Annotated in this window: 12 protein-coding genes; 3 read left to right on the forward strand and 9 right to left on the reverse strand. The window is 70.4% G+C overall.

All coding sequences use genetic code 11. The annotated features are described in order from the left end of the window. Positions 1-331: 331 nt before the first annotated feature. Together AB0M76_RS33875 and AB0M76_RS33880 are read left to right on the forward strand one after the other, a co-directional pair. Complete coding sequence (locus AB0M76_RS33875; RefSeq protein ID WP_365956588.1) at positions 332-4237, forward strand: Pls/PosA family non-ribosomal peptide synthetase; 3906 nt, start codon at positions 332-334, stop codon at positions 4235-4237. Positions 4238-4274: 37 nt separating this feature from the next. Next, positions 4275-5681 (forward strand): M1 family metallopeptidase, encoded by a 1407-nt coding sequence (locus AB0M76_RS33880; protein WP_365956589.1) that lies wholly within the window; start codon positions 4275-4277, stop codon positions 5679-5681. A gap of 60 nt (positions 5682-5741) precedes the next feature. Here AB0M76_RS33880 and AB0M76_RS33885 read toward each other — a convergent pair whose 3' ends face one another. The 9 genes from AB0M76_RS33885 to AB0M76_RS33925 all read right to left on the reverse strand — a co-directional run bounded on the left by AB0M76_RS33885 (position 5742) and on the right by AB0M76_RS33925 (position 13016). Beyond that, positions 5742-6209 (reverse strand): VOC family protein, encoded by a 468-nt coding sequence (locus AB0M76_RS33885; RefSeq protein ID WP_365956590.1) that lies wholly within the window; start codon positions 6207-6209, stop codon positions 5742-5744. 22 nt (positions 6210-6231) lie between these two features. Beyond that, positions 6232-7296 (reverse strand): histidinol-phosphate transaminase, encoded by a 1065-nt coding sequence (locus AB0M76_RS33890; protein ID WP_365956591.1) that lies wholly within the window; start codon positions 7294-7296, stop codon positions 6232-6234. Continuing rightward, positions 7293-7673 (reverse strand): cupin domain-containing protein, encoded by a 381-nt coding sequence (locus AB0M76_RS33895; RefSeq protein ID WP_266661278.1) that lies wholly within the window; start codon positions 7671-7673, stop codon positions 7293-7295. Before AB0M76_RS33895 ends, AB0M76_RS33890 begins: the two co-directional genes overlap by 4 nt. Beyond that, the gene (locus AB0M76_RS33900; RefSeq protein ID WP_365956592.1) at positions 7670-8707 is read right to left on the reverse strand and encodes a class I SAM-dependent methyltransferase; all 1038 of its coding nucleotides are present in this window, start codon (positions 8705-8707) and stop codon (positions 7670-7672) included. The genes AB0M76_RS33895 and AB0M76_RS33900 overlap by 4 nt, the downstream gene beginning before the upstream one ends. Positions 8708-8774: 67 nt before the next feature. Beyond that, positions 8775-9902, reverse strand: coding sequence for an FAD-binding oxidoreductase (locus AB0M76_RS33905; protein ID WP_365956593.1), 1128 nt, complete (start codon positions 9900-9902; stop codon positions 8775-8777). After that, the gene (locus tag AB0M76_RS33910; protein ID WP_365956594.1) at positions 9895-10860 is read right to left on the reverse strand and encodes a hypothetical protein; all 966 of its coding nucleotides are present in this window, start codon (positions 10858-10860) and stop codon (positions 9895-9897) included. Before AB0M76_RS33910 ends, AB0M76_RS33905 begins: the two co-directional genes overlap by 8 nt. A 295-nt stretch (positions 10861-11155) precedes the next feature. Then, entirely contained in the window at positions 11156-12259 is a 1104-nt protein-coding gene (locus tag AB0M76_RS33915) for an FAD-binding oxidoreductase (protein WP_365956595.1), read from the reverse strand. Between the two features lie 245 nt (positions 12260-12504). Beyond that, positions 12505-12849 (reverse strand): glyoxalase/bleomycin resistance/extradiol dioxygenase family protein, encoded by a 345-nt coding sequence (locus tag AB0M76_RS33920; protein ID WP_053788046.1) that lies wholly within the window; start codon positions 12847-12849, stop codon positions 12505-12507. Continuing rightward, the gene (locus tag AB0M76_RS33925; RefSeq protein ID WP_030301855.1) at positions 12846-13016 is read right to left on the reverse strand and encodes a CopG family transcriptional regulator; all 171 of its coding nucleotides are present in this window, start codon (positions 13014-13016) and stop codon (positions 12846-12848) included. Before AB0M76_RS33925 ends, AB0M76_RS33920 begins: the two co-directional genes overlap by 4 nt. Positions 13017-13095: 79 nt before the next feature. Between AB0M76_RS33925 and AB0M76_RS33930 the strand changes: the two genes are divergently transcribed. Further along, a complete protein-coding gene (locus tag AB0M76_RS33930) occupies positions 13096-14667 on the forward strand; it encodes an MFS transporter (RefSeq protein WP_365956596.1) in 1572 nt (523 codons plus the stop codon). The last annotated feature ends 33 nt before the right edge of the window (positions 14668-14700 follow it).

Below are 14700 nucleotides of genomic sequence, written 5' to 3' on the forward strand. Positions count from 1 at the left end.
AGGGTGACGAGGGCGGCGGCCGGAGGCGGCGCAGCCAGCCACGAAAGGATCTTCCGGCCATCAGCGCCTCCCGACGTCGACTTGCTCGATCCACCCGACCGTTCGTTCCCCGCGTGTGTACTCCGCACCGGGGTCGGCCAGTCACTCGGCGCAACCGTCAGGGCGCGACCGCTATACCGTCCGTTCTCCGCCACCCGCAAGGCTTCAGCGGGAAAATCCTTGATGACGCACTAGACTGGCCGGTTGTTTGGCGCTGGACCGGAACAACCCGGGCAAACCTGGGCTCCGCCGGCGACCCGGACCTTCTTCCGGGACCGAGACGCGAGGGCCGATGGCAGCCACACCTGAGCGCGGTGAGATGACCCTGCTCGACGACGGGGACCCGTACGACGAGTCCGGCAAATCCGCCCGGTTCTGCGCCGGACCCGCCGCCCCTGCGCGCACTCTCGTGGACATCTTCGAGGCCTCCGTACGGGCCTGCCCCGACGAGCTCGCCCTGGACGACGGCACCGCCCGGCTGACCTACCGGGCGCTGGCCGTCGAGGTCGAACGCCGCAGGCGCGCCCTCGAGGCCGCCGGGGTGGGCCTCGGCGACCGGGTCGGCGTACGTGTGCCGTCCGGGACCAACGAGCTGTACTCGGCCATCCTCGCCGTGCTCGCCGCCGGCGCCGCCTACGTGCCGGTCGATGCCGAGGACCCGGACGAGCGGGCCGAGCTGGTCTTCGGCGAGGCCGGGGTGCGGGCGGTGCTCGGCGCCGGAGGGCGCATCGACGCCACCGGCCTGGCGGACGCTGCCGTGTCCGCCGCACGGCCCGGCCCCGAGCACGACGCGTGGATCATCTTCACCTCCGGTTCCACCGGAAAGCCCAAGGGCGTCGCCGTCAGCCACCGCAGCGCCGCCGCCTTCGTGGACGCCGAGGCGGCGCTGTTCCTCACCGAGGAGCCGATCGGCCCCGGCGACCGGGTCATGGCCGGCCTGTCCGTCGCCTTCGACGCCTCCTGCGAGGAGATGTGGCTGGCCTGGCGCTACGGCGCCTGCCTCGTGCCCGTCCCGCGCTCCCAGGTGCGCAGCGGCGCCGACCTCGGCCCCTGGCTGGCGGAGCAGGAGATCACCGTGGTCTCCACCGTGCCGACCCTGGCCGCGCTCTGGGAGCCGGAGACCCTCAACGAGGTCCGGCTGCTGATCTTCGGCGGCGAGGCCTGCCCGCCCGAGCTGACCCAGCGACTGGTCACCGAGGGCCGCGAGGTCTGGAACACGTACGGCCCCACCGAGGCCACCGTCGTCGCCTGCGCCTCGCTCCTGACCGGGGAGGAGCCGATCCGGATCGGCCTCCCGCTGAACGGCTGGGAACTGGCCGTGGTCGACGAGTCCGGCGAGCCGGTGCCGATGGGCGGCAGCGGCCAGCTCGTGATCGGCGGCGTCGGCCTGGCCCGCTACCTCGACCCCGAGAAGGACGCCGAGAAGTACGCCCCGCTGGAATCCCTCGGCTGGGTACGCGCCTACCGCAGCGGCGACCTGGTGCGCGCGGAACCCGAGGGGCTGGTCTTCCTCGGCCGCGGCGACGAGCAGATCAAGCTCGGCGGCCGCCGGGTCGAACTGGGCGAGGTGGACGCCGCCCTCCAGGCCCTGCCGGGCGTCGCAGGCGCCGCCTCGGCCGTCCGTACGGCGCGCAGCGGCAACCAGCTGCTCGTCGGCTACCTGGTCGCCCAGGAGGGCTGGGACCATGCGGCGGCCGTCGAGCGGCTGCGTGCCGAGCTGCCCGCGGCCCTCGTACCACTGCTCGCGCGGGTCGACGAGCTGCCGACCCGCACCTCCGGCAAGGTGGACCGCGACGCGCTGCCCTGGCCCCTGCCCGAGCTGGAGACCACGGGCCCGGCAGAGCAGCTGTACGGCACCGAGGCCTGGCTCGCCGAGCAGTGGAGCGAGACCCTCGGGGTGGCCGTCACCGGCGCAGCCGACGACTTCTTCGCGATCGGCGGCAGCAGCCTCGCCGCCGCGCAGCTCACCACCCGGCTGCGCACCCGCTACCCGCGGGCGGCCGTCCTCGACATCTACCAGCAGCCCACCCTGCGCAAGCTGGCCCGGCGGCTGGAGAAGTCCGTACGGGACGACGACGCGGCCCGGACCGTCGCTCCCGTTCCGCTGCGGACCAAGGTGGTGCAGTCGCTCCTGCTGCTGCCGCTGTTCACCCTGGTCGGACTGCGCTGGAGCGTGGCGCTGCTGGCGCTCGGCAACGCACTGCACTGGTTCGGTGCGTATCCGTGGGCGCCGACCGCCTCGTGGTGGTTCGTCGTCCCCGGTGCGGCGCTGCTCTTCAGCCCGCCGGGCCGGCTCGCCATCGCGGCCGGCGGGGCGCGGCTGCTGCTGCGCGGGGTGAAGGCGGGGCGCCACCCGCGCGGCGGAAGCGTGCACCTGAGGCTGTGGACGGCCGAGCGGCTGGCCGAGTACGTCGGCGCGACGTCGCTCACCGGCTCCTGGCTGGAGCGGTACGCGCGGGCGCTCGGCGCCAAGGTGGGCCCCGAGGTGGACCTGCACTCGCTGCCGCCGGTGACGGGCATGCTCAAGCTCGGCCGCGGCTGCGCCGTGGAGTCCGAGGTGGACCTCTGCGGGCACTGGCTGGACGGGGACCGGCTCGAGATCGGCCCGGTCAAGGTCGGCGCGGGCGCGGTGGTCGGCACCCGCAGCATGCTGTTCCCGGGTGCGCGGGTCGGCAAGCGGGCCGAGGTGGCCCCCGGCTCCGCCGTGGTCGGGCAGATTCCGACCGGGCAGCGCTGGGCCGGCGCGCCCGCCGTGAAGCTCGGCAAGGCCAAGCGGAACTGGCCCAAGGAGCGCCCGCCGCGCGGGCTCCCCTGGCGGGCCGCTTACGGGGCTGCGGGCTTCGGCCTCACGTCCCTGCCCGTGCTCGCCACCCTGCCCGCGCTGCTCGTGGTGAGCCGGTTCGTGCCCGCCGGCGCCGGGCTGGTGGAGGCACTGCGCGGAGCCCTGCTCGCCGTGGTGCCCGGGGCGCTCGCGTACGGGTTCACGTACGCGCTGCTCCTGCTGGTCTCCGTACGTCTGCTCAGCCTCGGGCTGCGCACCGGGATCCATCCGACGCACAGCCGGGTCGGCTGGCAGGCCTGGACCGTCACCCAGCTGATGGACCTGTCCCGGGAGACGCTCTTCCCGCTGTACGCCGGGCTGATCACCCCGGTGTGGCTGCGGCTGCTCGGCATGAAGATCGGCCGGGGCGCGGAGGTGTCCACCGTGCTCGCGCTGCCGAGCCTCACCACGGTCGGCGAAGGCGCGTTCCTCGCCGACGACACCCTGACCGCGCCCTACGAGCTGGGCGGCGGCTGGATGCGGATCGGCCACTCCGAGATCGGCCGCCGGGCGTTCCTCGGCAACTCCGGCATGACCGCGCCGGGCCGCACCGTGCCGGACGACGGGCTGGTCGGCGTGCTGTCGGCGACCCCGAAGAAGGCCAAGAAGGGCAGCTCGTACCTGGGCCTGCCGCCGGTCCGGCTGCCGCGGTCCGCCGCCGACGCCGACCAGAGCCGGACGTACGATCCGCCCGCGCGGCTGCTGTGGGCGCGCGGGCTGGTGGAGCTGTGCCGGCTCGTCCCGGTGTTCTGCTCGGCGGCGCTGGCGGTGCTGACCGTGGCGGCGCTCTGCGCGCTGAGCACGGCGAGCGGGCTCGGCACCTGGGAGGCCGCACTGCTGTCCGGAGGGGTCCTGCTGACCGCCGGTCTGGCCGCGGGTGCGGTGTCCGTGGCCGCGAAGTGGCTGCTCGTGGGCCGGCACCGGGCGGGCGAGCACCCGCTGTGGAGCAGCTTCGTGTGGCGCAACGAGCTGGCCGACACCTTCGTCGAGGTGGTGGCCGTGCCGTGGCTGGCCGGACCAGTGCCCGGTACGCCGCTGCTGAACCTGTGGCTGCGCGGGCTCGGGGCGCGGATCGGCCGGGGCGTATGGTGCGAGAGCTACTGGCTGCCGGAAACGGACTTGGTGGTGCTGGGCGATGCGGTCAGCGTGAACCGTGGCTGCGTGTTGCAGACACACCTCTTCCACGACCGGATCTTGAGGACGGATACTGTGGTCCTCCGCGAGGGTGCCACCCTGGGCCCGGGCGGAATCGTCCTGCCCGGAAGTACGGTCGGGGCCCACAGCACACTGGGTCCGGCCTCTCTCGTGATGGCCGGGGAATCCGTCCCCGCCGACACGCGTTGGCTGGGCAACCCGATCGAGGCATGGCGGACCTGACAAGGGCCCGGGCACAGCGCAGGGAGCGGAAGCGGCAATGAGCGGCCAGAGAACAGCGGCATCGGACCCGTACTTCCCGGACAACGGAGACTCCCGTTACCGCGTGCACCGGTACGAACTCGCTCTGGAGTACCGTCCCGGCCCCAACCGGCTGGCCGGGACGGCCCGGCTCAGTGCGATCGCCGGGCGGGCGCCGCTCACCGAGTTCCACCTGAACCTGGCCGAGTTCAAAATAGGCCGGATGCTGGTGAACGGCCGGGTGCCGCACTACACCCACCGGGGCGGAAGGCTCCGCATCCGGCCGGCCAAGCCGCTGCCCGCCGGCGCCGCGTTCACGGTGGAGGTGCACTGGGCGGGCAACCCTAAGCCGGTCCGCAGCCCCTGGGGCGGTCTCGGCTGGGAGGAGCTGAGCGACGGCGCTCTGGTGGCCAGCCAGCCGGTCGGGGCGCCCTCCTGGTACCCGTGCAACGACCGGCCCGCCGACAAGGCCTCGTACCAGATCTCGATCAACACCCCGTCCGCCTACACGGTGGTGGCCGGCGGGCGGCTGCTCACCAGGACGACCAGGGCCAGCACGACCACGTGGGTGTACGAGCAGTCCGCGCCGACCTCCAGCTACCTGGTCGGGCTGTCCATCGGCGTGTACCAGACGGTGCTGCTCGGCGACCCCGGGCTCGGCGGTGTCCCGCAGAGCGCCCACGTACCGGCGCACCTGCTGCCGCAGTTCTCCCGCGACTTCGCCCGGCAGCCCGCCATGATGCAGCTGTTCGAGGAGCTGTTCGGGCCGTATCCCTTCGGCGAGTACGCGGTGGTCGTCGCCGACGAGGAACTCGACGTACCGGTGGAAGCCCAGGGGCTCTCCCTGTTCGGTGCCAACCACGTGGACGGCGGACGCGGTTCGGAGCGCCTCGTCGCCCACGAGCTCGCGCATCAGTGGTTCGGCAACAGCGTGACCATCGCCGACTGGCGGCACATCTGGCTGAACGAGGGCTTCGCGAAGTACGCCGAGTGGCTCTGGTCGGAGCGCTCCGGCGGCCGCACCGCGCATGCGCTGGCGGCCGCCGCGCACCGGCTGCTGGCCTCGCAGGCGCTGGATCTGCGCCTCGTCGACCCGGGCCGCAAGCTGATGTTCGACGATCGTCTGTACGAGCGCGGAGGTCTCGTCCTGCACGCGATCCGCTGCGCCCTGGGGGACGGCGCGTTCTTCCGCATGCTGCGCGACTGGGCCACCATGCACCGCCACGGTGTGGTGACCACCGCGGCCTTCACCCAGCACGTGGCCCGCTATACGGGCGATCCGCTGGAAGACCTGTTCTCGGCCTGGCTGTACGAGCCGGCCCTCCCGCCGCTGCCCTCGCCGCCCGCCCGGCTGGCGACACCGGCGAAGCCCGCGTACCCGCCCACGAACGGCGAGCCCGCGCGCCGCGGCCGGACCTCCGCCTGACGCGGGTCCGGCCCTGCGCCGCGGTTGCGGCGCAGGGCCGGTTCGCCCCGTCGCTGCCGGTCAGCCGGCTGCCTTGCGCATGTGCGCCGCGGCGCGCTGCTCGAACTCGTCCGGGGACACGTCCTCGATGTGGGTGGCTATCGTCCACCGGTGGCCGAACGGGTCGAGGACCTGTCCCGCCCGGTCGCCGAAGAAGTGGTCCTGGACTTCTCGCTGCTGCTTCGCCCCGGCGCGCAGGGCACGGGCGAAGGTGGCGTCGACGTCCTCGACGAACAGGTACAGCGTGACCGGGGTACCGCCGACGGAGTGGGGGCCGAGCAGGCCGGCTTCCCGCAGCTCGTCGGACAGCATCACGATCGTGCCGCCGATCTGGATCTGCGCGTGCATGATCTTGCCGTTGGGGGCGGTGGAACGGGCCAGTTCCTTCGCACCGAAGGCCTCGGTGTAGAAGGCGATCGCCTCGCTCGCCCCGTCGACGGACAGGTAGGCCGTCAGCTCCGCGTACCCGTCCGGGATTGATTTGACCATTCTTGACCTCCGTGATCTTCGATTACTTGCGTGCGGTGAGCTGGTCGAGTGCGTCGAGGAAGCTGCGCAACTCGTCCTCGGTGCCGAGCGATACGCGCAGGTGGCCGGGAAAACCGAACAGGCCGGTGTCCCGCACGAGAATCCCGTAGTCCTTGGCGAGGGCGTCCTGCGCCTCCCGGGAGGCGTCGACCTGGACGGCGACGAAGTTCGTCACCGACGGGACGTACCGGTACCCGCGCCGCTCCAGCGCCGCGGTGAACCACGCACGCCGCTGCGCGGTGCCCTCGCGGATCTCGCCGAGGAACTGCTGGTCGGCGAGTGCGGCCAGTGCTCCCGCCTGTGCGACCCGGTTGACGCTGAACGGAAGGACGTTCAGGGTCCGGCGGACTTCGGCGATGAGATCGGCTCGGCCGACGGCATAGCCGATCCGCAGGGCCGCCAGCCCGTACGCCTTGGAGAAGGTGCGCAGCGCCACCACCGGGGCGTCCCGGTCGAGGAAGTCCCTGGTCTGCGGCAGGCCCGGGTCGCTGAACTCCTGATACGCCTCGTCGAAGACCAGCGGCACCCCGCCGGCCTGCGCCGCGTCGATGAGAGTGGCGTACGCCTCCTCCGGAAGTGCGGTGCCGGACGGGTTGTGCGGATTGCACACGTATCCGATGCCGTGCTCCGGCAGTGCGTTCGCGAACTCCTTGACGTCGAGGCCGCCGTCCCTCAGGGGGAGGGCTACGACCCCGCGTCCGATGCGTTCCAGGGATTCCGGGTAGCCGGGGAACGTACCGGCGGCGACCAGACCGGGCCGCGAGAGGTCACCGAGCGTCAACGCGGTCGCCAGCACCAGCTCGTCGCTGCCGTTGGCCACGGCGATCTGGTCCTCGGCCACGCCCCAGTGCTGGGCGAGGGCCTTGACGAGGCCCTCCCGCTGCGGCGCGGGATAGCGGTTGACCCGGTCCAGTGCTCCGGCAGCCGCGGTGACGGCCGCCGGGCTCGCCCCGTAGGGGCTCTCGCTCAGGTGCAACCGCACCATCGTGTCCGCATCCGGCACGCTGGTGTTGTAGACCTTCGGCTCCGGACGGGCGGGCGCACTCACAGCTGGGATCCCAACAGGATTCCGAAGCAGTAACTCCCCACCGCCGCTTCCTTGGTGACGAAGCAGTGCTCGCTGCCCGCCGGGATGCGCATCACTGCCGGCGAGGTCAGTTCGTGCAGGACCCCGTCGAGATGGACCTCGATGCGCGCCTGGCCGGGGAGCGGCGAGACCAGGAAGTAGATCTCGTCGACCTCGTGGGTGTGCGGTGCGGCCACCGGCTTGTCCACGAGCGTGCTGAGCTCACCGCCCGCGATCTGCACCGGCATGCCACCGAACATGTCCGCCGTGAGGTAGAAGGGCGCGGGCTGGTGGTGCCCCGCCACCGCGAGCGGGATGGGAAGGTCGGAGACGATTTCGGGAGTGGCCGTGCGGCTCACGCTGCCTCCAGCACGAAGAGATAGGTGTGCGGCGCGCCGAAGGGCACCGCGCGTCGGAGATGCATGCCTCCCTTGTCGAAGAGTTCCTCGTACTGCTCACGCGTGTAGATGGGGACACCCATCAGGGCGTGGGCCAGTTCGAATCCGCTGGAGAACACCGGCAGGGTGCTCTCGCCGCCGCGCGGGCGCACCGTGGTGTCGCCGAGCAGGAACGTGTTGGCCTTGGGGAAGGCCGCACGCAGCCGGGGAATCACCTCGTCGCGGCGGGTCGGGTCGACGAGCAGGTCGTGCAGGAACATGAAGCTCATCACGACGTCGGCTTCGTCGGCGCCGTCGATCCGCTGCCCGTTGAACAGGATGTCGAGTACGTCCGCGCACACGGGCTCGACGGTGCCCTTGAGGCCGTACCGGTCGACGGTGTCCGCGCCGAGCTCGGTGGCGGACTTGCTGATGTCGATACCGAGTCCGCGGCTTCCGGGGCGGGCCTTGACCAGCCGGGAGACCCGCTCGCTGACGCCGGCGCCGAGGTCGACGAGCGTCGTGAAGTCGAGCCTGGAGATCTCCTCGTCCAGGATGTGCCGCATGAGCGCGGAGTCCGCCTGCGCCGAGCCGAGGGCCACCATCCCCTCGTCGCGGTGGAGGTCGACGCCGAAGCGGCGCTCCCCGCGGGCGACGGAGGCGGCGTTCGCGAAGACGTCGTGGTATCCGCCGACGCCCCAGGTGAAGAAGCCCAGCTTCTGGCGGGCCTCGTCACCGGTCCGGGTCGCCCGGACTCGGTCGCCGTGCGCCTCCAGGTACCCGAAGGACTCCGCGGCGCGGATCAGGGAGCGGAAGACGGCCTCGTCCAGGCCGTTCTCCCGGCAGAACGGGGCCACGTCGGCGGAGCCGTCGTCCTGCAGTGTGCGGAACAGCCCAAGGCGCTCCAGTGCGTGCAGCACGTGCGCGCAGATGAAACCGTTGAAAGCGGTGTCGGGGTTCAGTGGCGTCGGCGCCTCGCCGAGCCATTGTGCGGTCGATGTGTCTACCGGCGGCATCGTCTACACCTCTCGGGAATGCGGCGGGCGGGCCGTGGGGGCGCCGCCCGCCGCGAGACTGACCTGGTCAGAAGGCCTCGAGCCGGGCCAGGTTGATGCCCAGCGAGTACGGGGTGAGGTCGACGCTCGGCTGGTGGCCCTGGTAGAGGTCGCGGATGATCTGGCCGGCGAGGGGCGCCTGCGCCAGTCCGTGGCCCGTGAAGCCGGCGGCGTAGAAGATCCGCTCGTGCCGACCGGTGCCCTTGCCGATGATGGCCGACTTCGTCGGTGTGACGTCCAGGCTTCCGGTCCATGCGCTGTAGAGCTTGACGCCCTCCAGCTGCGGGTACCACTTCGGCAGCTCGTCGACGGCCGCCTGGTACCAGATGTCCCGCAGCCCGTCCTGCTTGGAGATGCGCTCCAGGCCGACGAGGAAGGCCTTGCCCATTCCCATCGTCTTCAGCCCGGACACGGGGTGGAAGGTGAACGGGGAGTTGTGCACGTCGCGGTCGGTGCGGATCGCGTCGGTGTGCAGCAGCTCGGCGAACTGCCCCCACACCGGCAGGTCCAGGCCGGTCAGCTTGGCGACGTCGCCGCTCCACGGTCCGGCCGCGATGACGATCGCGTCCGCGGTGAAGTCGCCCGCCGTCGTGTTGACCACGCCGCTGTCGCCGTCCAGGCCGGTGACGGCGACGTTGGAGAACAGCCGAGCGCCGTGCTGCCTGGCGCCCTCGGCGTACCCCTGGACGATCAGTTCCGGCTTGATGCGGTACGTGTCCGGGTTCCAGACCGCCGCCTCGATGGTGTCGGGGTCCAGCCAGGGGTTGAGCTCGACCGCCTGGGCGGCGGTGAGCATTTCCACCGACGCTCCGGCCTCGCGGTGGTCCGCCAGGTCCGCCTCGAGCTCGGCCGCCTGCTGCGGGCTGGTCAGCACCGTCAGCAGCCCGAGGTTCTGCAGCCCGACGTCGACGCCCATGGCCGCGGAGAACTGCTTGTACTCGGCGAGGCTGCGCGTCGCCATCTCGGAGTCGTGCGGCTTGCGGGGGAAATAGGTACGGAATGCGCGCGCGGTCTGCGACGTGGTCGCGGCACCGAACTGGTTCTTTTCCACGAGGACGACGTCAATGCCCGCCTTGGCCGCGTGGTAGGCGATGGAAGTGCCGATCACCCCTCCGCCGATGACCAGCATTTCCGCCGTATTCTTCTGATCAGACATTCGTGCTCCTCGCAACGTTCGGACGGTAGGTCCAGTCGTCTCCCGTGAGGTCCCACGGGAACAGCTGCAGATTCCACGCACCGAGGGCATTGACGTACGTCGCCATCTGCGCCATCAGAGCGACGAATTCTTCCCGGGTGGTGATGACGTCGAGTGCGGCGACCACCTCCTTGGTGATGTCCCAGAGGGTGTTCATTCCGCAGTAGCCCAGGAACTCGGTGGGCTTCACCAGCAGGATCTTGGCCAGCTCGATCAGCGACGGGAACGGCATGTCGATCTTCCGGCCGGCCCGCACCAGGGTGGTGTAGTTCACGTATCCCAGCGGCCGCGTCTCGCCGTTCACGGCGACGAGGGTGGTCAGGACCGAGTTCTTCGTCCCGGCACCGGAGGTGCCCCGGGACTTGCCCTCGTGGATGTCCACCAGTTCGTCGGTCGGGTCGACCAGCACCCGCTCGGTCTCCGCGGCGATCTTCTCGATCAGCTCGCGGACCAGCTCGGACTCGGCAGCGAGCCGCTGCACGCCCTGGCCGGCCGGCCCGTCCACCCGCCGCACGTGGGCGATCACGGGCACACCGTTGCCGTGGACGGATTCCCAGACCAGCTGACCGATCTTCGGCAGCAGGTCGACGTCCTCCGGCACGACGTGGCCGATCGGCGAGGTCGGCATCGGCTCGGTGAGCTCGCCGTACTTGATGGTCAGGTGCTGCACGGGGGAAAGGAACACCGTGCCATTGGGCTGGATCTTGCGATTCACCTTGTAATCCGGAACCGCGTGCAGCAAGTCGTGCGCCGGCGGTACGTGGTACATGCAGTCGCCGGCCACGAGCGCATGCCCCTGAAGGGTCGTGTACGGCAATGCCGCCCACAACGGCTCCACAAGTTCTGCATTGCGTCCCTCGAGGAGGGTGACGCGAACCTTGGCGCCGATCGGCTCCCAGGAGATCTCGATTTGCCGCATTGTGCTCCTACCTCTAATCGGGTTGGAATACGAGTGACGGCCACACTGCCGTCGCAAATCGAATATACGAATGGCGACATTCGATCGGCCGACAGGGGTCGCTTTTCTGTCACATCGCCGATTCCCTGTCACTTCGCACGACCCTCGATTCTCGGGAATTTGGAATTCCGATTCCAGAAATGCAGAATTCGCGGATTCGCGTGAAAAACACATGGCCGCCGCACTGTGGACAGTGCGGCGGCCATGTGAGGAGAGCCCGGGCCGGCAACGGCACGGGGGGTGAAGTCCGGGCGGGTTACGCCCCGTTGCGGGCGAGCGAGAACGGCGTGATGTCGACGCCGGGGTGCCGGCCGAGGTGCAGGTCCCGAATGATCTTGCCGGTGGCGGGTGCCTGGCCGAGTTCGTGGCCGGTGAAGCCGGTGGCGAAGAGGATCCGTTCGTGCCGGCCGCCCGCCCTGCCGATGAGGGCGCTCCTGGAGGGCGTGACGTCGAGGGTTCCGGTCCATGCGCTGTGCAGCGTGACGTCCCGCAGGCGCGGGTACCGCTGCGCCACCTCGTCCATGGCCGCCTCGTGCCAGATGTCCCGCATGCCCGGCTGCCGGGAGAAGCGCTCGAGGCCCACCAGGAAGGACGGCCCCATCCCCATCGTCTTCAGTCCGGCCGCGGGGTGGAAGGTGAACGGCGATGCGATGTCGCCGTCGCCGACCGGGTCGGTGTGGAACAGCTCGGCGAACTGGCCCCACACCGGGAGCTCGAGGCCGGCCAGCCCGGCGATGTCACCGCTGCCGTGCTCGTCCGCGAGGACGATCGCCTGCGCGGTGAAATCGCCCGCCGTGGTGGCGACGTGGCCGGTGGACGCGTCCAGCCCGGTCACGGTGGCGCCGGTGACCAGCCGCGCGCCGTGCTTCTGCGCACCTTCGGTATAGCCCCGGAGCACCTCGTCCGCCCTGAGGCGGATCATCTGCGGACACCAGACCGCCGCTTCGACACCGGCCGGGTCCAGCCAGGGATTACGCTCGACGGCCTGCACCGCGGTCAGCAGCTCCAGCTGCACGCCGGCCGCGCGCTGGTCGGGCACCTCCGCCAGCAGCTCGGCCGCCTCGTCCTCGGTGGCCGCCACCACGAGCATCCCGGTCTCCGTCACCTCGAGATCGGCGCCCGTGGCGGCGCCGAACGAGCGGAAATCGGCCAGGCTGCGCGCGACCAGTTCGGAGTCGTACACGCGCCCGGGAAAATAGGTGCGAAATGCGCCGGCGGTCTGTGTCGCGGTGGCACCGGACTGATCCCGTCCCAGTACGACGACGTCAACGCCTGCTTCCGCGCAGTGGTAGGCAACGGACATCGCGATCACCCCGGTACCGATGACCAGCAATTCCGCCGTGTTCTTCTGCTCAGACATCCGCAATCTCCGTAACGTGGCCTGCCCGCGTCGGCCCGGAATTCGAACAGCCGAGTGTGCCGAGTGGTGGTGTGGCCGACGGAGTGCAGCATGGAAGCCGGTGCGGAGCCGTACGGGGAAAAATGGCGCGGGTCTGTCAGGTCAACGGGCCCACCCGCCCCCGAGTTGACGAACAGTCCGCCTCTTCGTCGGCAGCTGCGCCGAAGAGGCGGACCATGTCACACATGAGGACAGCTGCCCCGCACCTACTTCTTGAGCGGCGCCTGGAGGCTCCAGACGCGACCGTCGGGGTCGCGCACCTTCATTTCCTGCGTTCCGTAGTGGGTCTCCTCGAACGGCGTGACCACCTCGACGGACGGGTCGACCGCGAACTCGCCGGCGTCCCCCACCCGCAGAACGACCTGGAAGTCGGGCTTCTGGTCCTCGGGGATCTCGGCGAGCAGCAGGTAGGGGCCGTCCCCGTTGCGGAGCATCCCCGAGCCTTCCTCGGTCGCGAACTCGACGTTGTAGCCCAGCGACTGGAAGAACTTGGCCGCCTTGCCCCAGTTATGGGTCTCGAGGTACACGCCTTCGACACCTTCGGTGCTCATGCCTGCTTTCCTTTCCGCGGTTCCTGCTCGTGGACGGCGAGATACGTGCGCAACGCCTCGGCGACCAGGGCCGAGAGCGACGACTCGTTCTCGATTGCATGGTGCTTGATCTGCCGGATGAGTTCCACCGGCAAGTAGACGTTGAACTGCTTTACTTCTGCACGCATACTAGGATGCTAGCATCCGTGCGCTCGTTCAACTAGAGCTGATCGAACAAGAGTTACAAACCGAGGAGGGCTCCGAACAATGAAACGCCAATGGTGGACGCTGCTGGTGGTGTGCGCCGCCACGTTCATGCTGCTGCTGGACGTCACGATCGTCGCGGTCGCGCTCCCTGACATCCAGCACTCGCTGGACGCGAGCTTCAGCGGCCTGCAATGGACGACGGATGCCTATGCGTTAAGCCTGGCAGCGCTCCTGCTCACCTCGGGCTCCCTTGCCGACCTGTACGGCAGGCGGCGCCTGTTCGTCATCGGACTGGCGGTCTTCACCGCGGGATCTCTGCTGTGCGGCATTGCGCAGGACCAGCTGATGCTGATCCTGTCCCGCGCGGTGCAGGGAATCGGTGGCGCGATCCTTTTCGCCACCTCCCTGGCGCTGCTCGCCGGCACGTTCCAGGGCAGGGAGCGGGGCTCGGCCTTCGGCATCTGGGGTGCCGTCGCGGGTGTCGCCACCGCGCTCGGCCCGGTGCTCGGCGGTGTGATCACCAGCGGGATCAGCTGGCGCGGCATCTTCCTGGTGAACCTGCCGATCGGCATCGCCGCGATCTTCATCACGCTCCGCCTGGTGGACGAGTCCCGTCCGCCGCGCGCCTCCAAGATCGACTGGCTGGGCATCGTACCGCTCACGGCAGGCCTGTTCAGTCTGGTCTACGCCCTGATCAGGGCGAGCGACACGGCATGGGGCGAGCAGGGCGTGCTGATCTGCTTCGGCCTGGCCGCGGTGTTCCTCGTGGCGTTCGCGGTGATCGAGTCGCGCGTGTCCGACCCGATGTTCGACCTGAAGCTGCTGCGCACCCCGACCTTCCTCGGCGGCTCGATCGCCGCCTTCGCGATGAACGCCTCGCTGTTCGCAATGTTCATCTACCTCGTGCTGTACCTGCAGAACGACCTCGGATACAGCGCGATGGGCACCGGCGCCCGGCTCCTGGTCAGCTCCGGCTGCACGCTCGTCGCCGCCATGGCGGCAGGCCGCCTCATGAGCAAGGTCCCGACCCGGTGGCTGATCGGCCCCGGCCTGGTCATCGTAGGGATCGGCCTCCTGCTCATGACGGGCGTGTCCGCCGACTCCGACTGGACCCACCTCATCCCGGGGTTCATCGTCACGGGCATCGGGGCCGGCATGGTCAACCCGCCGCTGGCCTCGACCGCGATCGGTGTCGTCCCGGTGTGGCGTGCCGGAATGGCCTCCGGCGTGAACCAGACCTTCCGGCAGGTGGGCATCGCCGTCGGCATCGCCGTGTACGGCTCGCTGTTCACCTCCTCGCTGCACGACGCCCTGCGGGAGCGGCTCTCGAGTGTCCCCGCACTGCAGGGGCAGAGCGACCAGATCGCGGACTCCATCCGCATGGGCTCTCCCGGGCAGGCGATCGCCTCGGCCCCTGCGGAGTTGCGGGGACAGGTGGAGCAGGCGGTCCAGGCCGGATTCGCGACGTCGATGAACGACCTGCTGGTCGTCAGCGGCATCGTGGCGCTGGTGGGCGGCGTCCTGGCCTTCGCCCTCATCCGCAGCAAGGACTTCGTCGCCCCCCAGGGCGGCCCGGGCCAGCCGGCCCGGCCGCCCCAGGCCCAGACCACGGAGGCCCCGCAACCGAGCTGACCACCCCGGCGCCCGTCAGCACCCGGCCCCGCA

Origin of the sequence: Streptomyces sp. NPDC051364 (genome assembly GCF_040682115.1) — a bacterium.
Taxonomy (GTDB): Bacteria; Actinomycetota; Actinomycetes; order Streptomycetales; family Streptomycetaceae; genus Streptomyces.

Bases quoted from the DNA above. Each gene is read 5' to 3' on its own strand.
- AB0M76_RS33875 (WP_365956588.1), top strand. From the start codon at position 332: ATGGCAGCCACACCTGAGCGCGGTGAGATGACCCTGCTCGACGACGGG.
- AB0M76_RS33880 (WP_365956589.1), top strand. From the start codon at position 4,275: ATGAGCGGCCAGAGAACAGCGGCATCGGACCCGTACTTCCCGGACAAC.
- AB0M76_RS33885 (WP_365956590.1), bottom strand. From the start codon at position 6,209: ATGGTCAAATCAATCCCGGACGGGTACGCGGAGCTGACGGCCTACCTG.
- AB0M76_RS33900 (WP_365956592.1), bottom strand. From the start codon at position 8,707: ATGCCGCCGGTAGACACATCGACCGCACAATGGCTCGGCGAGGCGCCG.
- AB0M76_RS33905 (WP_365956593.1), bottom strand. From the start codon at position 9,902: ATGTCTGATCAGAAGAATACGGCGGAAATGCTGGTCATCGGCGGAGGG.
- AB0M76_RS33910 (WP_365956594.1), bottom strand. From the start codon at position 10,860: ATGCGGCAAATCGAGATCTCCTGGGAGCCGATCGGCGCCAAGGTTCGC.
- AB0M76_RS33915 (WP_365956595.1), bottom strand. From the start codon at position 12,259: ATGTCTGAGCAGAAGAACACGGCGGAATTGCTGGTCATCGGTACCGGG.
- AB0M76_RS33920 (WP_053788046.1), bottom strand. From the start codon at position 12,849: ATGAGCACCGAAGGTGTCGAAGGCGTGTACCTCGAGACCCATAACTGG.
- AB0M76_RS33925 (WP_030301855.1), bottom strand. From the start codon at position 13,016: ATGCGTGCAGAAGTAAAGCAGTTCAACGTCTACTTGCCGGTGGAACTC.
- AB0M76_RS33930 (WP_365956596.1), top strand. From the start codon at position 13,096: ATGAAACGCCAATGGTGGACGCTGCTGGTGGTGTGCGCCGCCACGTTC.